Source organism: Alkalihalobacillus sp. MEB130 (assembly GCF_032335535.1).
GTDB lineage: Bacteria > Bacillota > Bacilli > Bacillales > Bacillaceae_D > Halalkalibacter.
This window is the reverse complement of the sequence record NZ_JAOANA010000003.1, coordinates 1-24,405: the sequence shown is the minus strand read 5'-3', so window position 1 is coordinate 24,405 and position 24,405 is coordinate 1. Positions and strand designations below refer to the sequence as shown.

Sequence of the window (24,405 nt, the reverse complement as noted above, 5' to 3'; positions counted from 1 at the left end):
CCAACATATACACATGTGAATATGTTGGAGTATTCACATGGTTATCCACAATTTTGAACCGATATGTACCTTTCCTTCGTTTGCCAATGTTTCTATTTTCACATAGAAAACTCACCTTCGCGAACTGAATCTTTCATTCCAAAACAGGAAGAATAATCTAATGTATTTTCACACATCATAAAACGAATACATTAGAGGAGTGAATGAACATGGATGCCAATCGAGTAAAACAAATTTTGTCCTCTTCAGCAAATATCGATGTGACTTATAACGGAACATCTGTCTGGATTGATCAATTACATGATGATGAAAAGACAGCTACGGTGCATTTACGTGGACCTTTAGAAGAGCGTTCTGAAGTAGATATTTCTGAATTAAAAGAACTATAATTCGATTGTTAAATAAACGTTTGTTTAAACATTTGAGTTGGTAAAAATGGCACTGAAAAAGGAAATTCCTTTTCCAGTGCCTTGTCTTTTAGATCGCAAACTATTGAAGGTTATTTTGCTGTTTCATCGCATCAAACACATTTTGTTGCGCTTGTTGAACTTGTTGCTTTTCTTGTTGAATATGTTGTTTTTCTTGTTCAACTTGTCCTTGAAGAGCTTGTAATTGTTGTTGACCTTGCTCTACTTGTTGATGTAAATTTTGTAAATTCAACTTTTGCTGTTGAACTTGCTGCTGTGCTTGTTGCAGTTTTTGTTGTGCTGCTTGAAACTCCTGATTTTCTTTTTGTAAATTCTGTTGAGCTTGTTGCAATGGATCTAATTGCTGAACTTGCTGTTGTACTTGTTGAAGCTGCTGTTCTGCTACAACTAACTCTTCATTTCCTGTTTGAAGCTCTCGTTCAGCTTGTTGTAGATATAATTTTGTTTCTAGAAGATCTAGATTATCAAAGTCTTCTTGACCCATTTCAAGTAGCAATTGTTGTTTATCTTTTTCAGCCATTATGAAGCCTCCGATTCATCGTAGTCAGGTACTTATATACCCACTTTTATCGTGCTCATAATTGCTCTTTCTATCCTAAATGAACGGTCATTTGTTCACATGTAAATAGAGACAAAGGGCTATCTCATAAGCATCCCTACCATGTTTAGGTAGGAATACGTTGAGACAGCCCTTAGAGTTTTTCATTATCCAACTACAATATTAACAAGCTTTCCTGGTACAGCAATGATCTTTCGAACGGTTTTGTCTCCAATTGCTGATTGTACTTTGTCATCACCTTTGGCAATGTCTTCCATTTGCTCTTTCGTCGCATCTGACGGAATCATAAGTTTTGCTTTTACTTTCCCATTAATTTGAACGACCACTTCCACTTCATTTTCTACAAGCAATGCCTCATCAAATGTCGGCCATTGTTCATAGCTAATTGTGTTATTATGTCCTAGCTTTTCCCATAGCTCTTCTGCTACATGTGGAGCGATTGGCGCTAGCATTTTAACAAATCCTTCCATCAATTCTCGTGGCAGAACTTCTTGCTTATACCCTTCGTTAATGAACACCATCATTTGTGATATCGCTACATTAAAACGAAGCTCTGTCATATCTTCTGTTATTTTCTTAACAGATTGATGATACACTCGAGCAAAGCTTTCAGATGCAGGTACGTCTTGAATTGCCGTGCTAATCTCACCTGTCGCTTCATCAACGAATAAACGCCAAACACGATCTAAGAAACGACGAGCGCCATCTAAGCCATTAGTCGACCAGGCAATCGAACCGTCTAATGGGCCCATGAACATTTCGTATAAACGCAATGTATCTGCACCATGACTGTCAACAACGTCATCTGGATTGACCACGTTTCCTTTTGACTTACTCATTTTTTCATTATTTTCACCAAGAATCATTCCTTGGTTAAAGAGCTTTTGGAACGGTTCTTTCGTTGTAACAACACCAATGTCATAAAGAACTTTGTGCCAGAAGCGCGCATATAACAAGTGAAGCACAGCATGCTCTGCTCCCCCAATGTAAATGTCGACTGGGAGCCATCTCTTTAATTTCTCTGGATCAGCTAATGCCTCTGTATTTGTCGGATCAATATAACGAAGGTAATACCAGCAGCTCCCTGCCCATTGAGGCATCGTATTTGTTTCACGACGACCTTTTTTCCCTGTTACAGGGTCAACCACTTCTAACCAGTCCTTCGCATTTGCTAAAGGTGATTCGCCTGTTCCAGACGGTCTAATTTCTTTCATCTTCGGCAATTCAAGCGGCAATTGATCCTCAGGAACGGTTGTCATTGTTCCATCTTCCCAATGAATGACTGGAATTGGTTCTCCCCAATAACGCTGACGGCTAAATAACCAATCTCGCAGACGGTACGTCACTTGTTTTTTCCCAAATTGATTAGCTTCAAGCCAGTCAATCATTGTTCGAATGCCCGTTTCCTTATCTAAGCCATTTAAGAAGTCCGAATTTACGTGATCACCATCGCCAGTATAGGCCTCTTCCTCAACACTTCCACCAGCAACGACTTCACGAATCGGCAACTCAAATGTCTTAGCAAACTCGTAGTCACGTTCGTCATGAGCAGGTACCGCCATGATCGCTCCTGTTCCGTAACTTACTAATACATAATCAGCAATCCAAATCGGAATACGCTCACCATTTACAGGATTAACAGCATACGCCCCAGTAAAGACACCGGTCTTTTCCTTTGAAAGCTCTGTGCGTTCCAAATCACTTTTGGCTGCTACTTTTGCTTTGTATGCGTCAATTTGTTCTTGTTGCTCAGCAGTTGTAATAACATCAACAAGCTTATGCTCAGGTGATAGCACCATATACGTTGCTCCAAATAATGTATCAGGACGCGTTGTAAAGACTTTGACCTCTTCCCCTTCATGTCCATCAACATTAAACGTAACTTCTGCTCCTTCAGAGCGTCCGATCCAGTTACGTTGCATATCTTTAATGCTCTCAGGCCAATCAAGTTCTTCTAAGTCTTCAAGTAAGCGATCAGCGTAAGCGGTAATTTTCAGCATCCACTGCTTCATCGGACGACGCTCGACTGGATGATCACCGCGTTCACTCTTGCCATCAATAACCTCTTCATTCGCTAATACCGTCCCTAGTGCAGGGCACCAGTTAACAGCCACTTCATCAATATAAGCTAAGCCTTTTTCATGAAGTTTTGTAAAAATCCATTGTGTCCATTTATAATAATCAGGGTCCGTCGTATTGATTTCACGATCCCAATCATAGGAAAAACCTAATGATTTGATTTGACGGCGAAATGTATTAATGTTTTGTTCAGTAAAAATCGCAGGGTCATTCCCTGTATCAAGAGCATACTGCTCTGCAGGAAGACCGAATGCATCCCATCCCATTGGATGAAGAACGTTATATCCTTGCATTCGTTTCATTCTCGATAAAATATCGGTAGCCGTATAGCCTTCAGGGTGACCAACATGAAGACCAGCTCCTGAAGGATAAGGGAACATATCTAACGCATAAAACTTTGGTTTATCGGGCTCCTCTATTGTTTTAAATGTTTTGTTTTCTTCCCAATACTTTTGCCACTTTTTCTCAATTTGCTCATGTGAAAACGACATCCTATTTTCCTCCTAAATTAGCTTGTTCAAACGTGTGATGGTTCGAGCTTTAAGATTGTTCAAAAAGGGATTTCCGAGCCTATATAGAAAAAACCCCCATCCCTAACAATTTGTTAGGGACGAGAGTTATTTATACTTCCCGCGGTACCACCCACATTAATGAATATACATCCTTCATTCGCTCTACACAAATAACGGTCGTGACCCGTCAAAAGCTACTTTTATTCGCTTTCAAAACTCAAAGGCGAGTTCATCATACTTGTTCGACTGACTTGCACCACCCGTCAGCTCTCTAACATCCCAACTATGATTACTACTCCTTATCAACGTCAACATATGAACTTATATGTATTGTATGAATTCATAACGCTCATGTCAAGCAAGAGACCAAGGAAAAGGGCGTTTTTCAAGGGCACTGAAAAAGGTAATGACTTTCACCTTTTTCAGTGCCCTTGAAGCAATGAGCGGAGCCGTTGCCTTCTTTTAAGCCTGCTATGAGTGGGTTTCTCATAGCAGGCGCGCAACGTGCGAAGCCATTGCACTCCCCCGAATCTGCTAAAAGGAACTTTTTCAGTGGCTTCCATTTTCCTTGGCCTCTTTTTTTTAACTGGATGCCTCTACTTCCTGTTGTTTCGTCTCCATGACTCGTTTTAACGGAACGTCATACACGAGCAAAATGAAAATAGCGATCACAAACAAAAACAGCAACACCATAATAAGCATCGACATGGAGAAGAAATCGACCATCAACCCACCAAGCAAAGGCCCAATCATTCTTCCGCCTGTCGCCACACTATTAATGATCCCCTGGTAATAGCCTTCTTTATTTTTAGGCGCTAACTGACTCGCAATTGTTGGTACAGCTGGCCAAACAAACATTTCTCCAATTGTTAGAACAATCATCGCAACTAAAAACATCGAGAAAACACTTGCTTGTAAGAGGACCGTATATGACAAAATAAAAATCAGGACCCCCACAATCATCTGCTGTTTTAATGTGTGAACCCACTTTTTAATCATCCACGAAACAAGTGGCTGTGCAAACACAATCATTAAGCCATTAATCGTCCACAAAAAACTATAATGTTGAAGAGAAATTCCTAAGGATTGTGTATGTACCGAAACATTTGCTTGCCATTGCGTATAAGCTACCCAACAAATAAAAAACGCAATAGATAACAATACTAGCGAGTGCATCCGATAATTGCTTCGAATCGATGTTTTTTGTTCAAAAACATTTGATGTGTTGGCATGATGAGCCTTTGCCCCAATCTCTTTAAAGAAAAAAGCTACAAATAATGTAAGAAATGCATACATAATAGCGTTAGCTGAAAATACAGCAGTAAGTTGGATACTCGCCACTACGCCAACTAAAGCAGTTCCGAGAGCGACCCCTACATTTTGTGCAATGTACATCGCATTAAATGGTTTGCGCCCACCCTCAGGCCATAAACTGCCTGCTAATGCATACATCGCTGGGAAGATCACACCTGACCCAAAACCTAATCCAATAAGTAAGATCATATAAAAATAATAACTATGATAAAATACTAATATCACCGCACTTACTGTTGTTACGACAAGACCAAATATCATCGTTTGGTACGCACCAATTTTATCGAATAGTCTACCACCTAGTAAGCTTCCTATCACACCCGCACCAGCATTTAACATAAGAACAAACCCTGCTGCTGTTAACGATTTTCCTAACTCTTGATGGATGATAATCGCATTTAACGGCCATAAAAAAGAGGCTCCAGTTACATTAATCGCCATCGCCACAATTAAAAACCAAAGTGATTTTGGCATAATATTTAGCCCCTCCTTCCATTAATCCCTAAGCCATCTTAGGTGATCTTCTTCGGAAATGCAATCTTTTTTAATTGGCATTTGCTGTGATTGCAATTTTACAGCTAAAATAGGATAGAAGGAGTTAGAATGTATAGGAACAAGAAAGGTGATACAATGACGACTCATTACTACGGAGATAAACGATACTATTCTTGGAATTACTATTTAAAAGAGCATTTTGGTGAAAAAGTGTTTAAAATCCCTTTAGATGCTGGATTTGACTGTCCGAATCGTGATGGAAATGTAGCCCACGGAGGTTGCACATTTTGTAGTGAACGTGGCTCAGGGGATTTTGCTGGTGATCGCAAGGATGACCTTGTTACTCAATTTCATACCATTAAAGAAAAAATGCACAAAAAATGGAAAAGTGGAAAATACATTGGATACTTTCAAGCATACACAAACACGTACGCTCCAGTAGAGACGTTACGTGAGTATTTTGAAGAAATTTTGAATCAAGATGGTGTGGTGGGCCTTTCCATCGCAACAAGACCAGACTGCTTGCCAGATGATGTGGTAGAGTATTTAGCTGAACTAAACAAGCGGACATTTTTATGGGTTGAATTAGGCTTACAAACCGTTCATGAACGAACGGCATTGCTTATTAACAGGGCGCATGATTATAGCTGTTACGTAGAAGGTGTGGAGAAACTAAGAAAACACGGAATTAACGTTTGCGCTCATATCATTAATGGCCTCCCACTCGAATCATATGACATGATGATGGAAACAGCCAAAGAAGTAGCAAAACTAGACGTACAAGGAATTAAGATTCACCTTCTTCATTTATTACAAAAAACAGCGATGGTGAAACAGTATGAAAAAGGTCTCGTTCAATTCATGAGTCAAGAAGATTACATTAACCTTGTAGTTGATCAACTTGAGATCTTGCCGCCTTCTATGGTCATTCATCGATTAACGGGTGATGGACCTGCTGATATTATGATTGGACCGATGTGGAGCATGAATAAGTGGAGTGTCTTAAATGGAATTGAAGCAGAACTTGTACGTAGAAATAGCTGGCAAGGAAAACACTATCAAGAAGAAAGGATGTCATTAGGATGAAAGTACTCGGTGTCTTACCTTTCGCACGATTATTATTAGAGAATGCGTTATCTGAAGGCGATATTGCCGTTGACTGTACGGTTGGCAATGGACACGATACGTTGTTTTTAGCAAATGTCGTAGGAGAGAACGGGCATGTCTACGGCTTTGATGTCCAGGAGCAAGCCATTGAAAAAGCAACAGAAAAACTAACCACTCATGAAGTTCATGAGAGAGTTACTTTGTTTCAAACAGGGCATGAAGAAGTACGTTCTCTCATCCCCAAGGACGTTCACTCCAAATTAAAGGGAGCTATTTTTAATCTTGGCTACCTCCCTGGTGGCGACAAGACTATTGTAACTCGACCTACTTCAACCATGGCTGCAATCAGTGCATTGCTAGAGATGATGCCTTTAGGTGGTACGATTGTTCTTGTTATTTATCACGGCCATGAAGAAGGAAAAGTCGAAAAAGAAACCATTCTTTCATTTTTAGAACAATATGACCAACGCCTCGCTCATATTCTTAAATATGAATTTATTAACCAAGCTAACAATCCTCCTTTTGTTGTTGCTATTGAAAAAAGGTAATTGTTGACAAAACGAACTAATAGTTTGAAAATATAGATAATAGAGCGTTTTTGAGGAGAAAAAAAATGACCTTATTGGAAACAGTATTAGCTCATAACGAGCAATTTGTTCAAAGCAAGCAATATGAACGGTTTCAAACGACGAAATTTCCTAATAAAAAAGTCGTCATAGTGACGTGCATGGACACAAGACTATTGGAACTGCTTCCTTTTGCGATGAACATAAAAAATGGGGATGCCAAAATTATTAAAAATGCTGGAGCTGTCATTTCTCATCCTTTTGGTAGCATTATGAGAAGTATTTTAGTAGCAATCTACGAACTAGGCGCAGATGAGGTGATGGTTGTCGGGCATCATGGCTGCGGCATGATAGGGTTAACTCCAGCAAGCATTTTAGAGAAAGCGCAAGACCGAGGCGTTAATCGAGAGACAATCGAAATGCTTGAGTTTTCTGGAGTTGACATTCAAGGATTTTTAACCGGCTTTGACAAAGTAGAGGACAATGTAAAAAATAGTGTCCATATGATCACAAACCACCCACTGCTTCCAAAAGACGTCACTGTTCATGGACTTGTCATCTGTCCTGATACCGGTAAGTTAGACATCATAATAGACGGATATCAAGAAGCACCTGAAACGGTAGCAGAAAGCGAACAGGTCTGATCCTTACAATTAAGGAATCAGACCTGTTTTTTATTCATGACAAAAGGAGCGATGATGCCGTTAACGCTCTCTTCTATACATCCAGCTATTTAATAAAAACAAAAAGGTTGGTAACCCGCCCATTTTAACCATTTTCTTTGATTTCTTTTTCAGCTCTTTGTCTTTTTGGACCTTTTCATCCGAAATATAGATGGCAATCACGCCCCGAATAATCATTCGATGGAACTTCGGGTCTGGTAATTTAGCAATGTACTCTTCTGCTTTCGTCACAAAGAGACGAAACCGTTCAATCATCTCTTTCTCATCTTTATAATAAAAAAGAAAATTTAACTCATCATCAGCGATGTCCTCTTCTTGATCAATAAAATAATCTAACAGTATATGTACACCTTGGAGCCAAGGGTAATATCCTTCTTTTAATACTGTTGCTGTTTCTTCGGTTAAATCAGGTTTCGTTGCATACGTAGCAAGCGTATAAATGCCTAAAGTTGATCCTGCACAAGCAGAAAACTCATACCACGTCATTTTCGGAACTTTATGGCGATGTTCATCAAACCATTTTTCCAAACGAGGAATTCGCTCTTCTTTAATAACATGCTTATGTACTTGTAAATCCCCATAATAGCCGCTTAACTCTAGCATGCCAGCTTGGACTTTTTCAAAAGAAGGAAAAGTCGAGAGAATATCTTGGCATGTTTTCACAATGGAATGTAAATATCCTCCATCATTTTGCTCTTGGCGGTATTGATAATAGTTCTTTAACGTCGCACCTGGTGTTAAGGCATCTAATAAAGACTGATGTAGCGAACGAAAATCATTGGGATCAAGTGATGGACTTTGGTCACATAAGTTATCTAAATAATCACAAGCAATTTGATACGCGATGATAAATTGCAACAAATCATCAAAGCGATCCTTAGCTACTAAACCGTAAACACCGCCGCCTTCACAATGAAATTTCTTCTTTTTCAGTGCATCAAGTGCTTGCGATCGCAGCTCAGGATCAGGGATAGCAGAAGCTTTTTCAATCCAGGGATCAAAGTATTTATGAACCGTTGGAATAACCTCTTTGTAGATGTTCATAAGTAACGGGATAGGTTTTGTTGGTGCAGTCAACCGAGATTCCTCCTGTCAATTTTCCTTCTAAAACCTTAGCACAATCATTGGGTTCACACAATCAAGAACCTCCTTATTGCTCAAGGTGTTAACAAATTGACAAAACCAATAGCATGGCGGAAAACGTTGTCGCGCTCAGGCTCATTAAACACTTCATGATAAAAGCCTTCCCACTCTTTATAATATTTTTCTGATAAAGACAGCTGGTCAAACCATTGTCGTACATCATATTTATTTACAATATAATCTTCACCTGATTGTAGAACGAGTAGCGGTAAATTAGGGAACTTTTCTGGATACCGATGAGCCAATCTCATCGCTTTTGATAATTCTTGATACCACCTAGCAGATACTTTCGTTACACGAAGCTCATCTTTTATATACTCTTCTCGAATCGCTTCATTTCTTGTTGCTAACTCAGAACGAATTCCTGCATTTTGACTGAAAGAAGGCGCAATCCGATGAAGGATTTTCGTCGCAAATTCCTTTGTCTTGGCTGGTGGTTCACTTAAACCTAAGCACGGCGAGGATAAGAGAATTCCTTCAATCATAGCTGTACTTCGTTCCATCAGCGTTCTGATAACCACAAGTCCCCCCATGCTATGGCCGAGCAAGAATATTGGAACCCCCTTTAATCTAGCCTCATCCAACCATTCCTCCACTGAATCCAGGTATTGGTTAAATGATTGGATATGTCCACGTTTTCCTCTTGTTTTCCCCTGGCCTGGAAGATCGCCCATAATCACATCAAATCCATGTTCGTTCCATTTTTTAGCAAGCCATAAATATCGTCCATGATGCTCTCCTGCACCGTGAACCATTACGATAACCCCTCTTGGGTCTGCCACTTCCCATTTCCACATAATGCACTCCTCCTCGACGATATTTGAAAAAAGGACCATGACCTTTCGTTTATACGTTAAAATAAGTATAGCGATTTTTTTATAAAACGAAAAGGATGTGAGCTAATGATTTATCGATATCAAGACAAATTTCCGACAATTTCTGAAAGTGCTTTTATTGCAGATGGCGTGACCATTACAGGTGATGTAACCGTTGGTGAGGAAACAAGCATCTGGTTCCAAACGGTAATCCGCGGCGATGTCTCCCCTACCCGCATCGGAAATAGGGTAAACATTCAAGATCAGTCTATGCTCCATCAAAGCCCAAAATATCCTTTAATTATTGAAGACGATGTCACAGTTGGCCATCAGGTTATGCTCCATAGTTGTACGATTCGAAAAAATGCTCTAATCGGGATGGGCTCCATTGTGTTAGATGGCGCAGAAATAGGCGAAGGTGCGTTTATTGGCGCTGGAAGTCTCGTTCCTCCAGGAAAAAAGATCCCCCCGAATTCATTAGCTTTTGGTAGACCTGCTAAAGTAGTGCGTGAACTCGTGGAAGAAGATCTTATTGATATGGCTCGTATTCGGCGTGAATATGTTGAAAAAGGTCAACATTACAAAATCGTCCTACAGGAAGAAAAAAACAAATGAATTTGATTTAAGTGAATAAGATTGATTATTATTATCAATAATAAAAAATGAAAAGAGCGAAGGCCATCGCTCTTTTCATCTAATCGATTAATGTTGTGGTTCAAATGTTTTGCAATCTGTTTCCTCTTGTTTTTCAGCTTCTTTACCGGTATGACTTACAACATAAATTCTGTCAGCTTCACACTGGTTACCATGAGCCCAGTATACACAGTTATTAACTTCACATAATACATCTTGTGCCATTTTCGTCACCCCCCTCACCCTTCATTTTGACCAAAATCACTGTAAGAAATACTACGATTACGCTCTTTTGTGTAGAATGAGGGTTTGGTTTTTTTTTGGGGGTGGAGTTCTCTTGTTTCGGGTAGCATCTTCCCTTTTGTTTCCTGAACTTTGGTGGTTCGTTTTGTTTCAGGAACCATAATCCCTTTTGCTTCCTGAACTTTGGTGGTTCGTTTTGTTTTGGGAACCATAATCCCTTTTGCTTCCTGAACTTTCGCAAGTCCTCTCGTTTTGGGAATCATAATCCCTTTTGCTTCCTAAAACTTTGGTGGTTCCTCTCGTTTCGGGAACCATAATCCCTTTTGCTTCCTGAACTTTCGCGGTTCCTCTCGTTTCGGGAATCATAATCCCTTTTGCTTCCTAAAACTTTGGTGGTTTCTCTCGTTTCGGGAATCATAATCCCTTTTGCTTCCTGAACTTTCGCGAGTCCTCTCTTTTCGGGAATCAACTTCCCTTTTGCTTCCTGAACTATCGCGGTTCCTCTCTTTTCGGGAACCATAATCCCTTTTGCTTCCAGAACTTTCGCGGTTCCTCTCTTTTCGGGAACCATAATCCCTTTTGCTTCCTGAACTTTCGTGGTTCCTCTCGTTTCGGGAACCATAATCCCTTTTGCTTCCTGAACTTTCGCAGTTCCTCTCTTTTCGGGAATCATAATCCCTTTTGCTTCCTGAAACTTTGGTGGTTCCTCTCGTTTCGGGAACCATAATCCCCTTTGCTTCCTGAACTATCGCGGGTCCTCTCTTTTCGGGAACCATAATCCCCTTTGCTTCCTGAACTTTGGCGATTCCACTTAATTTAAGAATCCCACCAACTACCATCATCAAAAACAAGCAAAAAAGAAAAAGATCGCCTCACAAGGAGTCGATCTCTAAGCATTTATTATATTCCTGCTTGCTCTTTCAAAGCAGCTACTTTATCTGTTTGTTCCCAAGGTAGTTCTACGTCTGTACGACCAAAATGTCCATATGCCGCTGTTTGCTTGTAGATCGGACGACGCAAATCAAGCATTTTAATAATTCCTGCTGGGCGAAGATCGAAGTTATTACGAACGAGCGTAACTAATGCTTCCTCTGACACTTTCCCTGTCCCAAATGTATCAATAGAAATGGAAACAGGTTGAGCCACTCCAATCGCATAAGCAAGTTGAACTTCACATTTATCAGCTAGACCAGCAGCAACGATATTTTTAGCAACATAACGAGCTGCATATGCTCCAGAACGATCTACTTTTGTTGCGTCTTTTCCGGAGAAAGCTCCTCCACCGTGACGCGCGTAACCACCGTATGTATCAACGATGATCTTACGTCCAGTTAAACCAGCGTCACCTTGAGGACCACCGATGACGAAACGTCCTGTTGGATTGATAAAGTATTTCGTTTCCTCATCAATTAATTCTTGTGGAACGACCGGGTTAATAACGTATTCTTTTAGGTTACGTTGAATTTGTTCAAGTGTAACTTCTGGATGATGTTGAGTAGAAATAACAATCGTATCAATACGTGCTGGTTTTCCATTTTCATCATATTCCACAGTTACTTGTGTTTTCCCATCCGGACGAAGGTAAGGAAGGATTTCATCTTTTCGAACTTCTGTTAAACGACGAGCGATTTTGTGGCTTAATGATATAGGAAGAGGCATTAATTCCTTCGTTTCATTGTTCGCATACCCAAACATTAACCCTTGATCTCCCGCACCAATTGCTTCAATTTCTTCATCTGTCATTTGACCTTCACGAGCTTCTAGTGCTTTATCTACACCTTGAGCAATATCAGCAGACTGCTCATCAATCGATGTTAGAACCGCGCATGTTTCATAATCAAAGCCGTACTTTGCTCGGGTATAGCCAATTCCTTTGATTGTTTCACGAACAATTTTGGGGATATCGACATATGTACTCGTTGTAATTTCACCCGCTACTAACACTAATCCAGTCGTAACGGATGTTTCGCAAGCGACACGTGCATTCGGATCATTTGTTAAAATCGCATCAAGGATCGCATCAGAAATTTGATCACAAATTTTGTCTGGATGCCCTTCTGTTACTGATTCTGACGTAAACAAACGTCTACTTCTTACTTCTGCCATTATTAATTTCCTCCTTTAAACACTGCTGTCCTTAGCATGTGTTTTTCTTTGAGACGGCACTCATGCCCCCACCGAATGGGAAATACCTACCTGTAAAGACGTATAAACGATAAAAAAACCCTTTCCAAAATAGAGGAAAAGGGTTGAGTGTTTACCTTTAGCCTCTTATCGTCCAAGACATCATGTCTTGCAGGTTAGCACCTTTTCACTCATGGCTTTAGAGTGTTGGTTGCTGGGCTTCTTCGGGCCTGTCCCTCCGCCTACTCAGGATAAGAGTATCCGTTCGACGCATATCATATCGCACATGCTTGTATACTGTCAACATATACGACCTATCTATAATTAGGGCAACACCTAGAAGAGCTACCTTTTCAACTTTTTTATTTGTTTTTATTGTGCTCCAATAAGCAAATACTATGCTAGCAAGAACATAACAATCAACCCCTATTTCATAAAAAGCAGCAAATCAGAAAAGGACACCGAAAAGGCACACGCCCCTCAGTGCCCGCATAGCCCCTTTCTAATAAGGAGTATCATCTCTTCTTTCTTGTCTATCTTGACGTTCTTCATTCTGCGTCAGTCGCTGTCGTCTATCTTCTTGTTCTCTTTCTATTTCCTGTTCTCTCCGAAATTCCTCTCTTAATTGCATTCGCATCAATTCATTTTCATTATCTCGAGGTTTCACTTGGCTATATACCCCACTTGCCGTTAAGCCAATTATTAGCGCCATAAGGACTTGCTCTCCCCACTCTCTTGGGATAAACCAAAGTATCCCCGCTATCCCAATTGCTAAAAGGGCACGGTACTGCTTTTCAACCCCAAATGCATTGCCAATCACCGTTACAAGTGCTGCTACGACTGCTGAAACCGTAGCCAGGTCCATCATGGAAACTTCTTGCAAGCAGAACGCCTCCTTTTTCTCTTTTACCTATATCCTATGCCGCCCAATTTTGTTTAGGAACCTTTTCAACTTGTCTATTCCATAAAAGAAAAGACACATTTTCAAGAAAATGTATCACAATTGAAAAAAATCATTAATAGTATAGACTATTAAAGTTAATGTGTTATACTAATAAACAAGTTTAGTAGTAAATGGTAATTAAAAACATATAGAAAGGGTTTTGCGACAATGAACACAATTAGTCTACAATCCGAATTAGCTAAATTAATAACTTTAGATCACGTACACGTTAATTTACCTATTTCGTCCTTGATTGAGAAATCAATTATGCGCGGTGAAGGAAAATTATCGTCTACAGGTGCACTCACTGTTGAAACAGGTGCTTACACAGGCCGTTCCCCTAAAGACAAATTCATTGTCAAAGAACCTAGTGTCGAAAATGTAATCGAATGGGGAACTGTTAATCAGCCAATTGAGAAATGTGTTTTCACTTCTTTGTACCACAAAGTGATGGAGCACTTAAGCTTGCAAGATGAATTGTTTGTCTCCGATGGATATGCCGGTGCTGATCAGAAGTACCAAATTCCTTTAAAAGTAATTAACGAATTTGCATGGCATCAAGTTTTTGCGAGACAGCTATTTATTCGCCCTACTGAAGAACAGGAACCAATCCAATCATCAGGACACGATGCATTCACCGTTATTTCAGCACCAACTTTTAAGGCTGACCCGATCTTAGATGGCACAAACTCAGAAGCCTTTGTTCTTATTTCTTTCGAAGAACGCGTTGTGTTAATTGGTGGTACAGAATATGCGGGTGAGATGAAAAAATCCATTTTCTCAATTATGAACTTTCTTTTACCTGAACAAGATGTATTATCTATGCATTGTTCAGCTAATACAGGAAATGAAGGAGACGTTGCACTGTTTTTCGGTCTATCAGGAACAGGAAAAACCACCTTATCTGCTGACCCTCACCGTTCATTAATAGGTGATGATGAACACGGATGGTCTAATAATGGAGTATTTAATATTGAAGGTGGTTGCTATGCTAAGTGCATTCATTTATCTGAAGAAAAAGAGCCCCAAATTTGGGATGCCATTCGATTTGGAGCCGTCCTTGAGAATGTAGTTGTTCACCCTCATACTGGAAAAGCAGATTACGATGACACGTCTTTAACCGAAAACACAAGAGCCGCTTATCCACTTGAATCAATCCCCAATGCTCTTGTTCCAAGTGTGGCAGGTCACCCTAATACAATTATCTTCTTAACAGCAGATGCGTTCGGTGTCCTACCTCCTATTAGTAAATTAACAAAAGAGCAAGCAATGTACCATTTTTTATCAGGTTACACAAGCAAATTAGCTGGAACAGAACGAGGCATCACTTCACCTGAAGCGACCTTCTCCACATGCTTTGGTGCTCCTTTCCTGCCATTACCAGCGATTCGTTATGCTGAAATGCTAGGCGATAAAATTGATCAACATAATGTAGATGTATACCTTGTAAACACAGGCTGGTCTGGCGGTGAGTACGGGGTCGGAGAACGGATGAAATTAAAATATACGCGCGCTATGGTGCAAGCTGCATTGACTGGTGAATTGAGCTCTACCGAAACAATCACAGATAGCATCTTTGGCCTCCATAGTCCCGCTCATTGCCCAGGGGTACCAGACCATGTTCTACAACCACGAGAGACATGGCAGGATAAAAAGGCATATGATGCTAAAGCTAAAGAACTTGCAGAGAACTTCAAGAAAAACTTTCAAAAATTTAATTCTATAAATGATCGAATAAAAGAAGCCGGTCCTAAGTAAATCAGTACAGATAGTAAGAAAGGGATGTCTCCATCGAATAGGAAACATCCCTTTTTGTTTATTCTTCCGGGCTCGTGCTAGAGAGTAAGTAATCTAGTAAAGCAGCTTGTTCCTCTTCTGTGAATCCGGTCGACCTATCAACCCAAAATTCATGACCAATTCCTTCAACATGAACATCTGTTAATTCCGAAACAGATTTGTTGGCATCAATTACGTCCTGTCTCAGATCCTTGTCAATTAAAGCCTTTAAGCTATTATAAGGATCAGGAAGAATTCCTTTCATCACTGTACCAGGTATGCCCAGTTCTCCATTTTTACCTACAGCGACTCCACCATCATGGAGATAAGGTGCTGTAAAAGCCAGTCCAATTAACCCTTTAACTTTATAACCCCCATTTGAATCTATCGCAAAAGCTAAATTTCTTTGCTCTTCTTCAACCTGCTCAATAGGTACCCGTAAGACCTTTGGGTTTGGTGGCAGTGGCGTCGGCGTGTTCGGAGCATACATTAGAGGATCACCAAATGCTTTGTCAATCCCTTTCATTGATTTAGCTCTCGTGGGTTCAGTTTTGATCTCTTCAACTGGAATAATTTTATTATTCGTATACGATCTTCCTGAATGACAAGAAATACACCCTGCTCTAGAAAACACCTCGCGTCCTTGGGCTTTTGTTTCACTATTAACCTTTGGTTTATAGACAGGTGGGACTAAAGAATTTTGGAAGGCTGAAAGAGCATTGTTTTCCTTCCCTACTTCCGATCCAATTGAAGTAACAATCGAACCATTCGGTGCCACCATCGATAATTTTGGAAATGTAGCTGGTTTAACTCCTTCGTTTATCCCTGGTACATTAGGGGTCGTATCAACCGTTTTTAGAAATTCTGAAGGTTTCATCCCTGACTCAGTGTTATATCGGTATTTTTTATTAGCTGCATTTTGTAAAATTGTTCCGATAAATATCTCCTTATCTATATCTAAGAGAACCTCGCTATGTTCAGATAATGAAAGGGTATCTGAATTAAAAGAATGCACCTTATTATTAAAGGTACTTAACCCTTTAAACGGACCAATAATCGAAAAACCATTCCAGCTATATGGATGGTCCCCTAATGTAAAAACATCAGGTGTTTGCGTTGGGTTGGGCGTTAAGTCTGCACTTGTATCAAAGTTACCTTTAGGCCATTTACTAAAGGTTTTATCTACAACTTCTTCTATAGCAACCGGATCAGGAAGGACTGCTTTTTCTCCTTTTGAGTTCGTTATTGTACGATTGGTATCTCGAATATAATCTTGAATTCCCTCAATTTCCGCTGTTGGGAAAAAAGCGGCAGAATTCGTAGATAAAGCTACAAGCATTCCACTGTCAAAATCAACATTTGGCACTCCTTGCAATACTTTACCTGTTTCCAAATCAACGCTTGCATGACAAGCTGCACAGCTTAATCCAGCTCTTACTCTTCCCTTTGAATAAGAAATAGGGATTCCTAAAGGTGTAATTGCTCCCTTTGCCACATCTAATCCTGTATCAATCTTCTCTCCCTTTTTCCAGCTTTTTTTTCCAATGGTCACGTCTTCTGAAAGCTCTACGCGCAAATTGGTTGTAGGTTCCCCCTTTAGAGATAAAATAGCTTTCATGATATTAGGTATACCTAATGGTCCATCAATAAATCCAAGAATATCTGTTAAAAACACTTCGTTCCCAAATGTCTCTGTGTAAAAGAGCTCCTTTCCCAAATTGATTAATTCATCGTCTATTCTAACTGCTCCATTGTCAGCTGAAAGTATTTCATCATGACGTTTCTCCACTTTTAACCTTTCTACATCTTCCGGACTAATGAATTGACCAATTACGTCATATTCCACTTGTTCATTAAAATTAGCAACATGTTTATTTATTACTTGATTATCATCTGGTACATAACCATATTCAAACTCGACGAAAGAAAACGTAATGATAATAATGACCATTGTTGAAATAATAAATATCAAGACTTTCCATGCCTTCACTTATTCCGTACTCCTTTGTTTTATAATCCTCCTTACTTTTTGCGTTTTTTGAAAAATCATACTGAGTAACAATTGAGATCATGCAGAATATAGGTGTGATTTTCTTTTAAATATTTCACGATAACTATCAAATAGATTGGAGAAGATTTTATCCCAAGACCTAGTTAAAGCAATCTGACGTGCCTCTTGAGAAAAATGACCACGTAAATTCCCATCCTCCAATAACATAGATGTATAATTCGCAAAATCCCTTACATTTCTTGGTTCGCATAAAAAGCCCGTTTCACCGTGGTGAATTAAATGTTGAACTCCTCCAGCGTTTGCACCAACAACTGGTAAACCGGAAGCCATTGCTTCTAGAACAACATTCCCAAATGTTTCAGTCGAAGAGGGAAATAGAAATAAATCACTCGATGCATAAATGTTTGCTAATTCTTCTCCTTCTAGAAACCCGGTAAATGTAATGTGGTCATTACTTATCTCAGATAACAATTTAAACTGCGGCCCATCACCAACAATTAAAAAATGAGTCTCTTCTTTTATGTGAACCGGGAGAGAGTGATACGTTTGCAATGCGATATCTATTTCCTTTTCAGGTGCAATTCTGCCGACATAAAGCAGTATTTTCGGTTGTGTAATTTGGTACTTTTTTTTAATTTCATCTGTTTTATTTTGTGGAGTATAATATAAATGGTCAATCCCTCTTCCCCATATTTCTAAATCATGATGAAACGTATGCTGTTTTAGCTTCTCCATTGTGCTTTGAGATGGAACATATACTCTCTCAAAAGACCGATGAAACCACACCATATATTTCCATAACCATTTCTGTAAAAAAGGAATGTGATAATATTGTAAGTAATCATCAAAGTGGGTATGATAAGAGGCAACCATCGGAATCCGATGTTTCTTTCCGTAGAGAAGACCATACAGTCCTAAGTTTAATGGAGTGGCTATATGAATGAAGGTTGGATTAAATTGCTCTAGCGTTTGTTTCATTTGTACAGGATTGGGAAGGGCTATTCTACACTCTGGATAAAATAGCAAAGGCAGGCTTGCAAACCGCTCAATTTGCGGTACAACAGGAACCGACGTTTTGCTTTCGGGAGCAAACACTTTAAAAGGAATTCGATTTTCCTCTAAATACATGGTAAGCCTTTGTAGCGTTTTCGCTACACCGTTTATTTCAGGTGTATACGTATCAGTGAAAATGGCTATTCGCATTTCCATTCTTTCCCCTCCTAGTGTCAAGTTGTTACTTTAACTTTACTCTAGAAATGAGTTCTACTTTACAAAGATATAGTAAATTCATTTTGAAGATTTGTTAAAAAACCACACACAAATCTAACAATCTCTAAAAAAAATGATAGTATAATAAATACAAGAATGTAGATTTTTCAAATGGAGTTGTTCATATGAATCGAATTTTTGACTGGCTCTCTACAAACGATACTAAGATGTTTCTAGTTGTCAATCAACAGTGGCGATGTAAACCTCTTGATCTTCTCTTACCAAAAATCACTCATCTAGGTGGAGCTACGTTTACTTTGTCCGTGCTATTGACCTTGATGCTTATATTTTCTAATGACGTTCGCTACTGGGCTATCGATGCCTTAATTTCTTTAAGTTTAAGTTTTATTGCGGTGCAAATTATTAAGAAAATATTCGGTCGAAAACGTCCTTATCTTAATTTACCTAATGTCATTACGGTTGCAAACCCATTGAAAGATTTTTCTTTCCCGTCGGGTCATACAGCAGCGGCCTTTTCTATTGCAATTGTTTTCTCTCTTCACTCCCCAATTCTCGCATTTACTGTCATCCCTTTAGCGATGATTGTTGCTTTATCTCGCATGTATGTTGGGTTACATTACCCAACTGACTGTCTAATCGGTGCCTTCCTCGGTGCCATCAGTTCCATTCTAGCTGTTTTCTTCATATTGGTATAACTAGTAAAACCCCAAAGGACCAAATAAAGAGGGCACTGAAAAAGTAAACATCTTTGATGTGCCCCCTAAATTGGACCTTTGGGAATAAGTGTACTTGTGGTTTCGGTCTTCAATTTACGACGTATAAGAAAGAATGTGTCGATAAAGCTCGTCCGTTCGTTCTTCCGTAACTAAGTGACCTGTCTTTTCATACGTAATTAGTTTGGCATTGGGTAGATCTTCAACTAATCGTTTCCCAATTGCTAAGGGGACTACCTTGTCTTCTTCTCCCCAAACGATTAATGTTGGAACCGCAATTTCCCTTAATTCCTTACTAGATAGGTCTCCCTCTCGATAGCGTAAAAGCCTAATTAGTGACACATAAAAATCTTTTTCCGATAAAGGCCTTGCAAACTCCTCCATCATTTCCTCGTTAATAAGAGATTGGTTATAAAATACATTCTCTAAACTCTTCTTTACATCTTTTCTTCGAATGTATCTCTCTACTGCCAATCGAAAAAAAGGGATATAGGAACAATAAATGTGTGCCTTTTTTGCCGGTTTTAAATAACCTGAACTACACACTAATATAAGTTTTGTTATTTTTGTTGGAAACCTTTTTGCTGTATAAAGTGCAATTTGACCTCCCATTGAGTGACCTACGAGTGTAACACCCTCAAGATCGAAGTAATCAATACAACCTGAAACAAAATTTGCATAATTTTCAAATGAATATATAAACGTCTTCGACTTCTCACTTCTACCAAACCCAGGTAAGTCAATTGCTATTACTGAGAAATTCTTCTTTAAGAGTGGAATGAGTCGATGAAAAGTATAGGTTGATGAAACAAAACCATGAATGAGTAAAATCGGTGGTTTTCCATTTAGAACATACTCGCAGTAAACCTTTAACCCAGCGATCGGAATTGTATCCTTCATTACTTCGTCCATAGACACCTTTAAACACTCCATTACATGTTTTTAAAGGTATTATTTGTTAACTCTTTTCCGGACATACGTAGTTAAACCTTTTACGATTGTTTTTTCATCCAGTTCGCTGCCTCAGATAAGATTTGACGCTGCGATTCAGATGGAAAATGATGAGAAAACAGTGGGTAATACCACGTTTCCATGTTGATTCTTGCTAATCGACATCCTTCTTCTAAACGATAGGCGTGCTCAATTGATACATGTTCATCTTTTTCCCCATGAATAATTAATACGTTCGCCTGTAGCTCTCTCAACATATGTAACGGTGTACGCCAAGCGTATCTTTCCGGGTATTTATTTGGTGTTCCTCCTATGACGCGTTTCATCATCTTTCGCAAATCGATTCGCTCTTCATACGTAAGCACCATATCAGATACCCCATTCCAACAAGTAACCGATGTTGTTTCAGGTCTATGGATACCCGTTAACAAAGCCATCACTCCCCCCCTTGAAAAACCTAAAATATGAAGAGAGTTCGAATTTACTTCCGGGAGGCTTTTCATTAAATCAAAAGCAGAGTAAGCATCATTTCGGTCATCTCCACAAAAGTCCTCCTGCCCTTCGCCTCCCTTATTTCCACGATAAAATGGTGCAACTACAACCATTCCTTCCGCAGCCCATTGAATCACTCGTTGAATTCGAACCATGCCGACTGTTTTAATGCCTCCACGTAAATACAAAAGTCCTGGAAATTGATGACTCCATTTCGGAATAGCCAAATACCCTTTTACCTTTAACCCAGAGCTTACATATGTAATTACATAAAGAGTGATTTTAGGATGAGGTGATGGAATTTTTGTTTTGTTTACAATCATAGGATGTTCCTTCCTTTTCTAGGTAAACTGTATTCACTGTTCACTTTCAATCTTCACCGTTAAAAAATGTGACAATAAATTTCAATTTGGGCAAACACACAATTTCTCTTCTTCACATACACTATCACAATTACGATTCCATTTTAAGGAGATGACTGTCATGAACGTCATTAAGAAGGCTGCTCTATTGCTCTTATCTGTTGTATTGCTCATTTCTATTTCAGCTTGCTCTTTCGGTAGTAGCAAAGATACAATTCGCGTTTCTGAAGTTACACGTTCCATCTTCTATGCCCCTTTTTATGCAGCCATTTCTCAAGGCTTCTTTGAAGAAGAAGGAATTGACCTTGAACTGACAACCACTTGGGGTGGCGACAATACGATGACATCTCTGCTTTCGGACGGCGCTGATATCGCACTTGTTGGTGCAGAGACTTCTATTTATGTGTACGCACAAGGAGCAACAGACCCAGCTATTAACTTTGCACAACTAACACAATCGGATGGAACATTTCTTGTCTCACGCGAACAGCTTGATTCATTTGAGTGGGAGGACTTAAAAGGAAGTACCTTCCTTGGACAAAGAACAGGCGGGATGCCTCAAATGGTAGGAGAACACGTTTTGAGACAACATGGCATTGATCCGCACAATGACTTACAACTCATTCAGAATATTGACTTTGGTAACATACCTAGTGCTTTCGCATCGGGAACAGGTGATTTCGTACAGTTATTTGAACCTCAAGCTTCGTTATTTGAAAATGAAGGAATTGGGCACATTGTTGCCTCGTTTGGAACAGAATCAGGAAGTGTCCCTTACACGGTTTTTATGGCTAAGCAAAGTTATATGGGAGAGGAAAAAGAAAAACTAGAAGCTTTCACTCGCGCATTGTACAAAGCTCAAACTTGGGTAGATGAGCAACCTGTCGATGTAGTAGCAGAAGCGATTGTTTCCTTTTTTGAAGATACGGATGTAGAACTAATTGCTCAAGTTGTAGAAAGGTACCGCTCACAAGGATCGTATGCAACTTCACCACTGCTTCAACCTGAAGCTTGGGACAATTTACAATTAATTATGGATGAAGCAGGCGAACTCCCTCAACAAGTCGACTACGACGAGTTAGTGAATACGTCTATTGCAGAAAGCGCGACTAACTAGGAGGCTGATTCAAATGTCGGCGTTACAAATACAAGATGTTTCCTTAGGTTATTTGACAAAACGTGAAGCAACATTGGCTCTAGAGTCGATTTCTTTTTCTGTTGAGGATGGAGAGTTCATCTCCATTCTCGGCCCTAGCGGCTGTGGAAAAACGACATTGCTCTCAATTATAGCCGGACTTCTCAAACCAACGAGTGGTCAAGTGATAGTAGGAAATAAACAAAATAATGATTCAACCATTCAGATCGGTTACATGCTGCAACAAGATTATCTTTTTCCTTGGCGTACAATCGAAGATAACATCACATTAGGCTTAAAGATAAAAGGAGTGTATACAGAAAAAACAAGAGCTGCAACGTTAGATTGGTTACAACAATTAGGTCTTTCAGATAAAAAGCATTTATATCCAAATCAACTCTCTGGAGGCATGCGTCAACGCGTCGCTTTAGTAAGGATGCTCGCAACCAATCCGTCTCTCATGCTATTGGATGAACCTTTTTCCGCACTTGACTATCAAACGAAACTCAAACTAGAGGACTTGGTATTTGACACGTTAAAAAGCGAAAACAAAACGGCGATCCTTGTAACGCATGATATCGGTGAAGCGATTGCGATGTCAGACAGGGTTATACTCCTTTCACCAAGACCCGGTCGGATTCATCAGATATTTACGATTCCACGTGATATAGCGAAAGCTTTACCTTTTGCAGCGAGACAACACCAGGATTATAACGATCAATTTCAAATGATATGGAAGGAGATGGAGAGCCTTGCATCAACATCTTGACTCATTGCACAAAAAGTATCTCGCTTCCCTTAAAAGGGAAAATAGACAGGTCCTCGTTGTTCAGCTTGGCATTCTTCTCTCATTTTTCATTTTTTGGGAAGTGGCTGCTAGACAACGTTGGATTGATCCTTTACTTTTTAGTATGCCATCTAGAATATGGGATTTACTGATCACACGAATAAGTGATGGTTCTTTGTTTACACATGCTTCTGTGACCATGTTTGAAACAATATTTGGCTTTATATTAGGAACTGGAATAGGTACGTTGCTAGCCGCCATCTTATGGTGGTCACGATTTATCTCAAAGGTGCTAGATCCATATCTGGTCGTCTTAAATTCCATGCCAAAGGTTGCCCTTGGTCCCATATTAATTGTAGGACTTGGTCCAGGTTTCACTTCCATTATTGCGATGGGCGCTCTTGTGTCGGTCGTCATCACAACCATGGTTGTCTTTACTGCTTTCCGAGAAGTAGATGGCAACTACTTAAAAGTGATGAGCACATTCGGTGCTTCCAAAAGGCAAACATTCCGCTACGTCATTTTTCCAGCTTCTTTACCAACGATTATCTCCACTTTAAAAGTCAATGTCGGCTTAGCATGGGTTGGGGTCATTGTAGGTGAATTCTTAGTATCCAAACAAGGACTTGGTTATTTAATCATCTACGGTTTCCAAGTTTTCAATTTCACCCTTGTTTTAATGAGCTTACTCGTTATCGCCATCCTCGCAACGATTATGTACAAAGCGGTTGAATACCTCGAACAAAAACTATTGAAACACTTTTAGAGCATATGCAAAAAGGCGAACTTCCCTTTTTGCATATGCTCTAAGCAATGAGCGGAGCCGCCGTTATGTTTTAAGCCTTTTTGAGTGCTCTTCTCAAAAAGGCGCACGGCGCGTGGAGCCATTGCCACTTGGTTCGCTCTTTTTACGAGAGATAGCCCTTCTTTTTTTGTACATGCTTTTAAGCATAGGCGGAGCCGCCGTTATGTTTTAAGCCTTTTTGAGTGCTCTTCTCAAAAAGGCGCACGGCGCGTGGAGCCATTGCCACTTGGTTCACTCTTTTTGCGAGATATAGCCCTTCCTTTTTTGTACATGCTTTGAAGCATAGGCGGAGCCGCCGTTATGTTTTAAGCCTTTTTGAGTGCTCTTCTCAAAAAGGCGCACGGCGCGTGGAGCCATTGCCACTTGGTTCGTTCTTTTTACGAGAGATAGCCCTTCTTTTTTTGTACATGCTTTTAAGCATAGGCGGAGCCGCCGTTATGTTTTAAGCCTTTTTGAGTGCTCTTCTCAAAAAGGCGCACGGCGCGTGGAGCCATTGCCA

General features: G+C 39.8%; 24 protein-coding genes, 1 riboswitch and 1 other annotated feature. Of the genes, 10 read left to right on the top strand and 14 right to left on the bottom strand.

Annotated features, from left to right (window positions below):
* Positions 1–209: 209 nt before the first annotated feature.
* Positions 210–389, top strand: coding sequence for an H-type small acid-soluble spore protein (locus tag N0O92_RS03720; RefSeq protein WP_315613276.1), 180 nt, complete (start codon positions 210–212; stop codon positions 387–389).
* Between the two features lie 100 nt (positions 390–489).
* On the opposite strand, the gene N0O92_RS03715 is transcribed toward N0O92_RS03720, so the two are convergent.
* From N0O92_RS03715 to N0O92_RS03705, 3 genes are all read right to left on the bottom strand, one after another.
* Positions 490–948, bottom strand: coding sequence for a hypothetical protein (locus tag N0O92_RS03715; protein ID WP_315613275.1), 459 nt, complete (start codon positions 946–948; stop codon positions 490–492).
* A gap of 185 nt (positions 949–1,133) precedes the next feature.
* The gene (gene leuS / locus N0O92_RS03710; protein ID WP_315613274.1) at positions 1,134–3,557 is read right to left on the bottom strand and encodes a leucine--tRNA ligase; all 2,424 of its coding nucleotides are present in this window, start codon (positions 3,555–3,557) and stop codon (positions 1,134–1,136) included.
* A gap of 112 nt (positions 3,558–3,669) precedes the next feature.
* Positions 3,670–3,893: a binding site (T-box leader), on the bottom strand.
* Positions 3,894–4,160: 267 nt separating this feature from the next.
* Entirely contained in the window at positions 4,161–5,366 is a 1,206-nt protein-coding gene (locus N0O92_RS03705; protein ID WP_315613273.1) for an MDR family MFS transporter, read from the bottom strand.
* A 129-nt stretch (positions 5,367–5,495) separates the two neighbouring features.
* Here N0O92_RS03705 and mnmL point away from each other — a divergent pair, with 129 nt between their 5' ends.
* The 3 genes from mnmL to N0O92_RS03690 all read left to right on the top strand — a co-directional run bounded on the left by mnmL (position 5,496) and on the right by N0O92_RS03690 (position 7,704).
* Entirely contained in the window at positions 5,496–6,473 is a 978-nt protein-coding gene (mnmL, locus tag N0O92_RS03700; protein ID WP_315613272.1) for a tRNA modification radical SAM protein MnmL/YtqA, read from the top strand.
* Positions 6,470–7,042 carry a tRNA 5-(aminomethyl)-2-thiouridylate-methyltransferase MnmM gene (gene mnmM / locus N0O92_RS03695; RefSeq protein WP_315613271.1) on the top strand — a complete coding sequence of 191 codons (573 nt, stop codon included), beginning with the start codon at positions 6,470–6,472 and terminating at the stop codon, positions 7,040–7,042. Before mnmL ends, mnmM begins: the two co-directional genes overlap by 4 nt.
* A gap of 65 nt (positions 7,043–7,107) precedes the next feature.
* Complete coding sequence (locus tag N0O92_RS03690) at positions 7,108–7,704, top strand: beta-class carbonic anhydrase (protein WP_315613270.1); 597 nt, start codon at positions 7,108–7,110, stop codon at positions 7,702–7,704.
* A 60-nt stretch (positions 7,705–7,764) separates the two neighbouring features.
* Here N0O92_RS03690 and N0O92_RS03685 read toward each other — a convergent pair whose 3' ends face one another.
* Entirely contained in the window at positions 7,765–8,820 is a 1,056-nt protein-coding gene (locus N0O92_RS03685; RefSeq protein ID WP_315613269.1) for a tetraprenyl-beta-curcumene synthase family protein, read from the bottom strand.
* Between the two features lie 80 nt (positions 8,821–8,900).
* Complete coding sequence (locus N0O92_RS03680; RefSeq protein WP_315613268.1) at positions 8,901–9,683, bottom strand: alpha/beta hydrolase; 783 nt, start codon at positions 9,681–9,683, stop codon at positions 8,901–8,903.
* Positions 9,684–9,788: 105 nt separating this feature from the next.
* On the opposite strand from N0O92_RS03680, the gene N0O92_RS03675 reads away from it, so the two are divergent.
* Positions 9,789–10,316, top strand: a complete 528-nt coding sequence (locus N0O92_RS03675) for a gamma carbonic anhydrase (RefSeq protein ID WP_315613267.1) — start codon at positions 9,789–9,791, stop codon at positions 10,314–10,316.
* 87 nt (positions 10,317–10,403) lie between these two features.
* On the opposite strand, the gene N0O92_RS03670 is transcribed toward N0O92_RS03675, so the two are convergent.
* From N0O92_RS03670 to N0O92_RS03650, 5 genes are all read right to left on the bottom strand, one after another.
* Complete coding sequence (locus tag N0O92_RS03670; RefSeq protein WP_250096769.1) at positions 10,404–10,559, bottom strand: DUF1540 domain-containing protein; 156 nt, start codon at positions 10,557–10,559, stop codon at positions 10,404–10,406.
* Positions 10,560–10,573: 14 nt separating this feature from the next.
* A complete protein-coding gene (locus tag N0O92_RS03665; RefSeq protein WP_315613266.1) occupies positions 10,574–10,789 on the bottom strand; it encodes a hypothetical protein in 216 nt (71 codons plus the stop codon).
* Positions 10,790–10,939: 150 nt separating this feature from the next.
* Positions 10,940–11,419, bottom strand: a complete 480-nt coding sequence (locus N0O92_RS03660) for a hypothetical protein (protein ID WP_315613265.1) — start codon at positions 11,417–11,419, stop codon at positions 10,940–10,942.
* 58 nt (positions 11,420–11,477) lie between these two features.
* On the bottom strand, positions 11,478–12,683 hold the full coding sequence (gene metK, locus N0O92_RS03655) for a methionine adenosyltransferase (protein WP_315613264.1): 1,206 nt from the start codon (positions 12,681–12,683) through the stop codon (positions 11,478–11,480).
* Positions 12,684–12,845: 162 nt separating this feature from the next.
* Positions 12,846–12,959, bottom strand: a riboswitch (SAM riboswitch).
* A 244-nt stretch (positions 12,960–13,203) separates the two neighbouring features.
* The gene (locus N0O92_RS03650; RefSeq protein ID WP_315613263.1) at positions 13,204–13,584 is read right to left on the bottom strand and encodes a hypothetical protein; all 381 of its coding nucleotides are present in this window, start codon (positions 13,582–13,584) and stop codon (positions 13,204–13,206) included.
* Positions 13,585–13,812: 228 nt separating this feature from the next.
* On the opposite strand from N0O92_RS03650, the gene pckA reads away from it, so the two are divergent.
* Positions 13,813–15,402, top strand: a complete 1,590-nt coding sequence (pckA, locus tag N0O92_RS03645; protein WP_315613262.1) for a phosphoenolpyruvate carboxykinase (ATP) — start codon at positions 13,813–13,815, stop codon at positions 15,400–15,402.
* Positions 15,403–15,460: 58 nt separating this feature from the next.
* Here the strand turns inward: pckA and N0O92_RS03640 are convergent, their stop codons facing one another.
* Positions 15,461–17,371: an electron transport protein gene (locus N0O92_RS03640; RefSeq protein WP_396334468.1), complete on the bottom strand. Its 1,911-nt coding sequence runs from the start codon at positions 17,369–17,371 to the stop codon at positions 15,461–15,463.
* A gap of 117 nt (positions 17,372–17,488) precedes the next feature.
* Positions 17,489–18,640, bottom strand: coding sequence for a glycosyltransferase family 4 protein (locus N0O92_RS03635; RefSeq protein ID WP_315613260.1), 1,152 nt, complete (start codon positions 18,638–18,640; stop codon positions 17,489–17,491).
* A gap of 185 nt (positions 18,641–18,825) precedes the next feature.
* Here N0O92_RS03635 and N0O92_RS03630 point away from each other — a divergent pair, with 185 nt between their 5' ends.
* Positions 18,826–19,356 (top strand): phosphatase PAP2 family protein, encoded by a 531-nt coding sequence (locus N0O92_RS03630; RefSeq protein ID WP_315613259.1) that lies wholly within the window; start codon positions 18,826–18,828, stop codon positions 19,354–19,356.
* Between the two features lie 114 nt (positions 19,357–19,470).
* Here N0O92_RS03630 and N0O92_RS03625 read toward each other — a convergent pair whose 3' ends face one another.
* Together N0O92_RS03625 and N0O92_RS03620 are read right to left on the bottom strand one after the other, a co-directional pair.
* Positions 19,471–20,286, bottom strand: coding sequence for an alpha/beta fold hydrolase (locus tag N0O92_RS03625; protein ID WP_315613617.1), 816 nt, complete (start codon positions 20,284–20,286; stop codon positions 19,471–19,473).
* An 80-nt stretch (positions 20,287–20,366) separates the two neighbouring features.
* The gene (locus N0O92_RS03620; protein ID WP_315613258.1) at positions 20,367–21,140 is read right to left on the bottom strand and encodes an alpha/beta hydrolase family protein; all 774 of its coding nucleotides are present in this window, start codon (positions 21,138–21,140) and stop codon (positions 20,367–20,369) included.
* 160 nt (positions 21,141–21,300) lie between these two features.
* On the opposite strand from N0O92_RS03620, the gene N0O92_RS03615 reads away from it, so the two are divergent.
* The 3 genes from N0O92_RS03615 to N0O92_RS03605 are packed head-to-tail and all read left to right on the top strand — an operon-like array spanning position 21,301 to position 23,867.
* Positions 21,301–22,296, top strand: coding sequence for an ABC transporter substrate-binding protein (locus N0O92_RS03615; protein WP_315613257.1), 996 nt, complete (start codon positions 21,301–21,303; stop codon positions 22,294–22,296).
* A 13-nt stretch (positions 22,297–22,309) separates the two neighbouring features.
* Entirely contained in the window at positions 22,310–23,083 is a 774-nt protein-coding gene (locus tag N0O92_RS03610) for an ABC transporter ATP-binding protein (RefSeq protein ID WP_315613256.1), read from the top strand.
* Positions 23,067–23,867 carry an ABC transporter permease gene (locus N0O92_RS03605; protein WP_315613255.1) on the top strand — a complete coding sequence of 267 codons (801 nt, stop codon included), beginning with the start codon at positions 23,067–23,069 and terminating at the stop codon, positions 23,865–23,867. The genes N0O92_RS03610 and N0O92_RS03605 overlap by 17 nt, the downstream gene beginning before the upstream one ends.
* Positions 23,868–24,405 lie beyond the last annotated feature (538 nt).

What these genes read in the sequence shown, in the direction of transcription:
- N0O92_RS03720 (WP_315613276.1), top strand. Translation starts at nt 210, where the DNA reads ATGGATGCCAATCGAGTAAAACAAATTTTGTCCTCTTCAGCAAATATC.
- N0O92_RS03715 (WP_315613275.1), bottom strand. Translation starts at nt 948, where the DNA reads ATGGCTGAAAAAGATAAACAACAATTGCTACTTGAAATGGGTCAAGAA.
- leuS (WP_315613274.1), bottom strand. Translation starts at nt 3,557, where the DNA reads ATGTCGTTTTCACATGAGCAAATTGAGAAAAAGTGGCAAAAGTATTGG.
- N0O92_RS03705 (WP_315613273.1), bottom strand. Translation starts at nt 5,366, where the DNA reads ATGCCAAAATCACTTTGGTTTTTAATTGTGGCGATGGCGATTAATGTA.
- mnmL (WP_315613272.1), top strand. Translation starts at nt 5,496, where the DNA reads ATGTATAGGAACAAGAAAGGTGATACAATGACGACTCATTACTACGGA.
- mnmM (WP_315613271.1), top strand. Translation starts at nt 6,470, where the DNA reads ATGAAAGTACTCGGTGTCTTACCTTTCGCACGATTATTATTAGAGAAT.
- N0O92_RS03690 (WP_315613270.1), top strand. Translation starts at nt 7,108, where the DNA reads ATGACCTTATTGGAAACAGTATTAGCTCATAACGAGCAATTTGTTCAA.
- N0O92_RS03680 (WP_315613268.1), bottom strand. Translation starts at nt 9,683, where the DNA reads ATGTGGAAATGGGAAGTGGCAGACCCAAGAGGGGTTATCGTAATGGTT.
- N0O92_RS03675 (WP_315613267.1), top strand. Translation starts at nt 9,789, where the DNA reads ATGATTTATCGATATCAAGACAAATTTCCGACAATTTCTGAAAGTGCT.
- N0O92_RS03670 (WP_250096769.1), bottom strand. Translation starts at nt 10,559, where the DNA reads ATGGCACAAGATGTATTATGTGAAGTTAATAACTGTGTATACTGGGCT.
- N0O92_RS03665 (WP_315613266.1), bottom strand. Translation starts at nt 10,789, where the DNA reads ATGGTTCCCAAAACAAAACGAACCACCAAAGTTCAGGAAGCAAAAGGG.
- N0O92_RS03660 (WP_315613265.1), bottom strand. Translation starts at nt 11,419, where the DNA reads ATGATGGTAGTTGGTGGGATTCTTAAATTAAGTGGAATCGCCAAAGTT.
- metK (WP_315613264.1), bottom strand. Translation starts at nt 12,683, where the DNA reads ATGGCAGAAGTAAGAAGTAGACGTTTGTTTACGTCAGAATCAGTAACA.
- pckA (WP_315613262.1), top strand. Translation starts at nt 13,813, where the DNA reads ATGAACACAATTAGTCTACAATCCGAATTAGCTAAATTAATAACTTTA.
- N0O92_RS03640 (WP_396334468.1), bottom strand. Translation starts at nt 17,371, where the DNA reads ATGGTCATTATTATCATTACGTTTTCTTTCGTCGAGTTTGAATATGGT.
- N0O92_RS03635 (WP_315613260.1), bottom strand. Translation starts at nt 18,640, where the DNA reads ATGGAAATGCGAATAGCCATTTTCACTGATACGTATACACCTGAAATA.
- N0O92_RS03630 (WP_315613259.1), top strand. Translation starts at nt 18,826, where the DNA reads ATGAATCGAATTTTTGACTGGCTCTCTACAAACGATACTAAGATGTTT.
- N0O92_RS03625 (WP_315613617.1), bottom strand. Translation starts at nt 20,286, where the DNA reads ATGGACGAAGTAATGAAGGATACAATTCCGATCGCTGGGTTAAAGGTT.
- N0O92_RS03620 (WP_315613258.1), bottom strand. Translation starts at nt 21,140, where the DNA reads ATGATTGTAAACAAAACAAAAATTCCATCACCTCATCCTAAAATCACT.
- N0O92_RS03615 (WP_315613257.1), top strand. Translation starts at nt 21,301, where the DNA reads ATGAACGTCATTAAGAAGGCTGCTCTATTGCTCTTATCTGTTGTATTG.
- N0O92_RS03610 (WP_315613256.1), top strand. Translation starts at nt 22,310, where the DNA reads ATGTCGGCGTTACAAATACAAGATGTTTCCTTAGGTTATTTGACAAAA.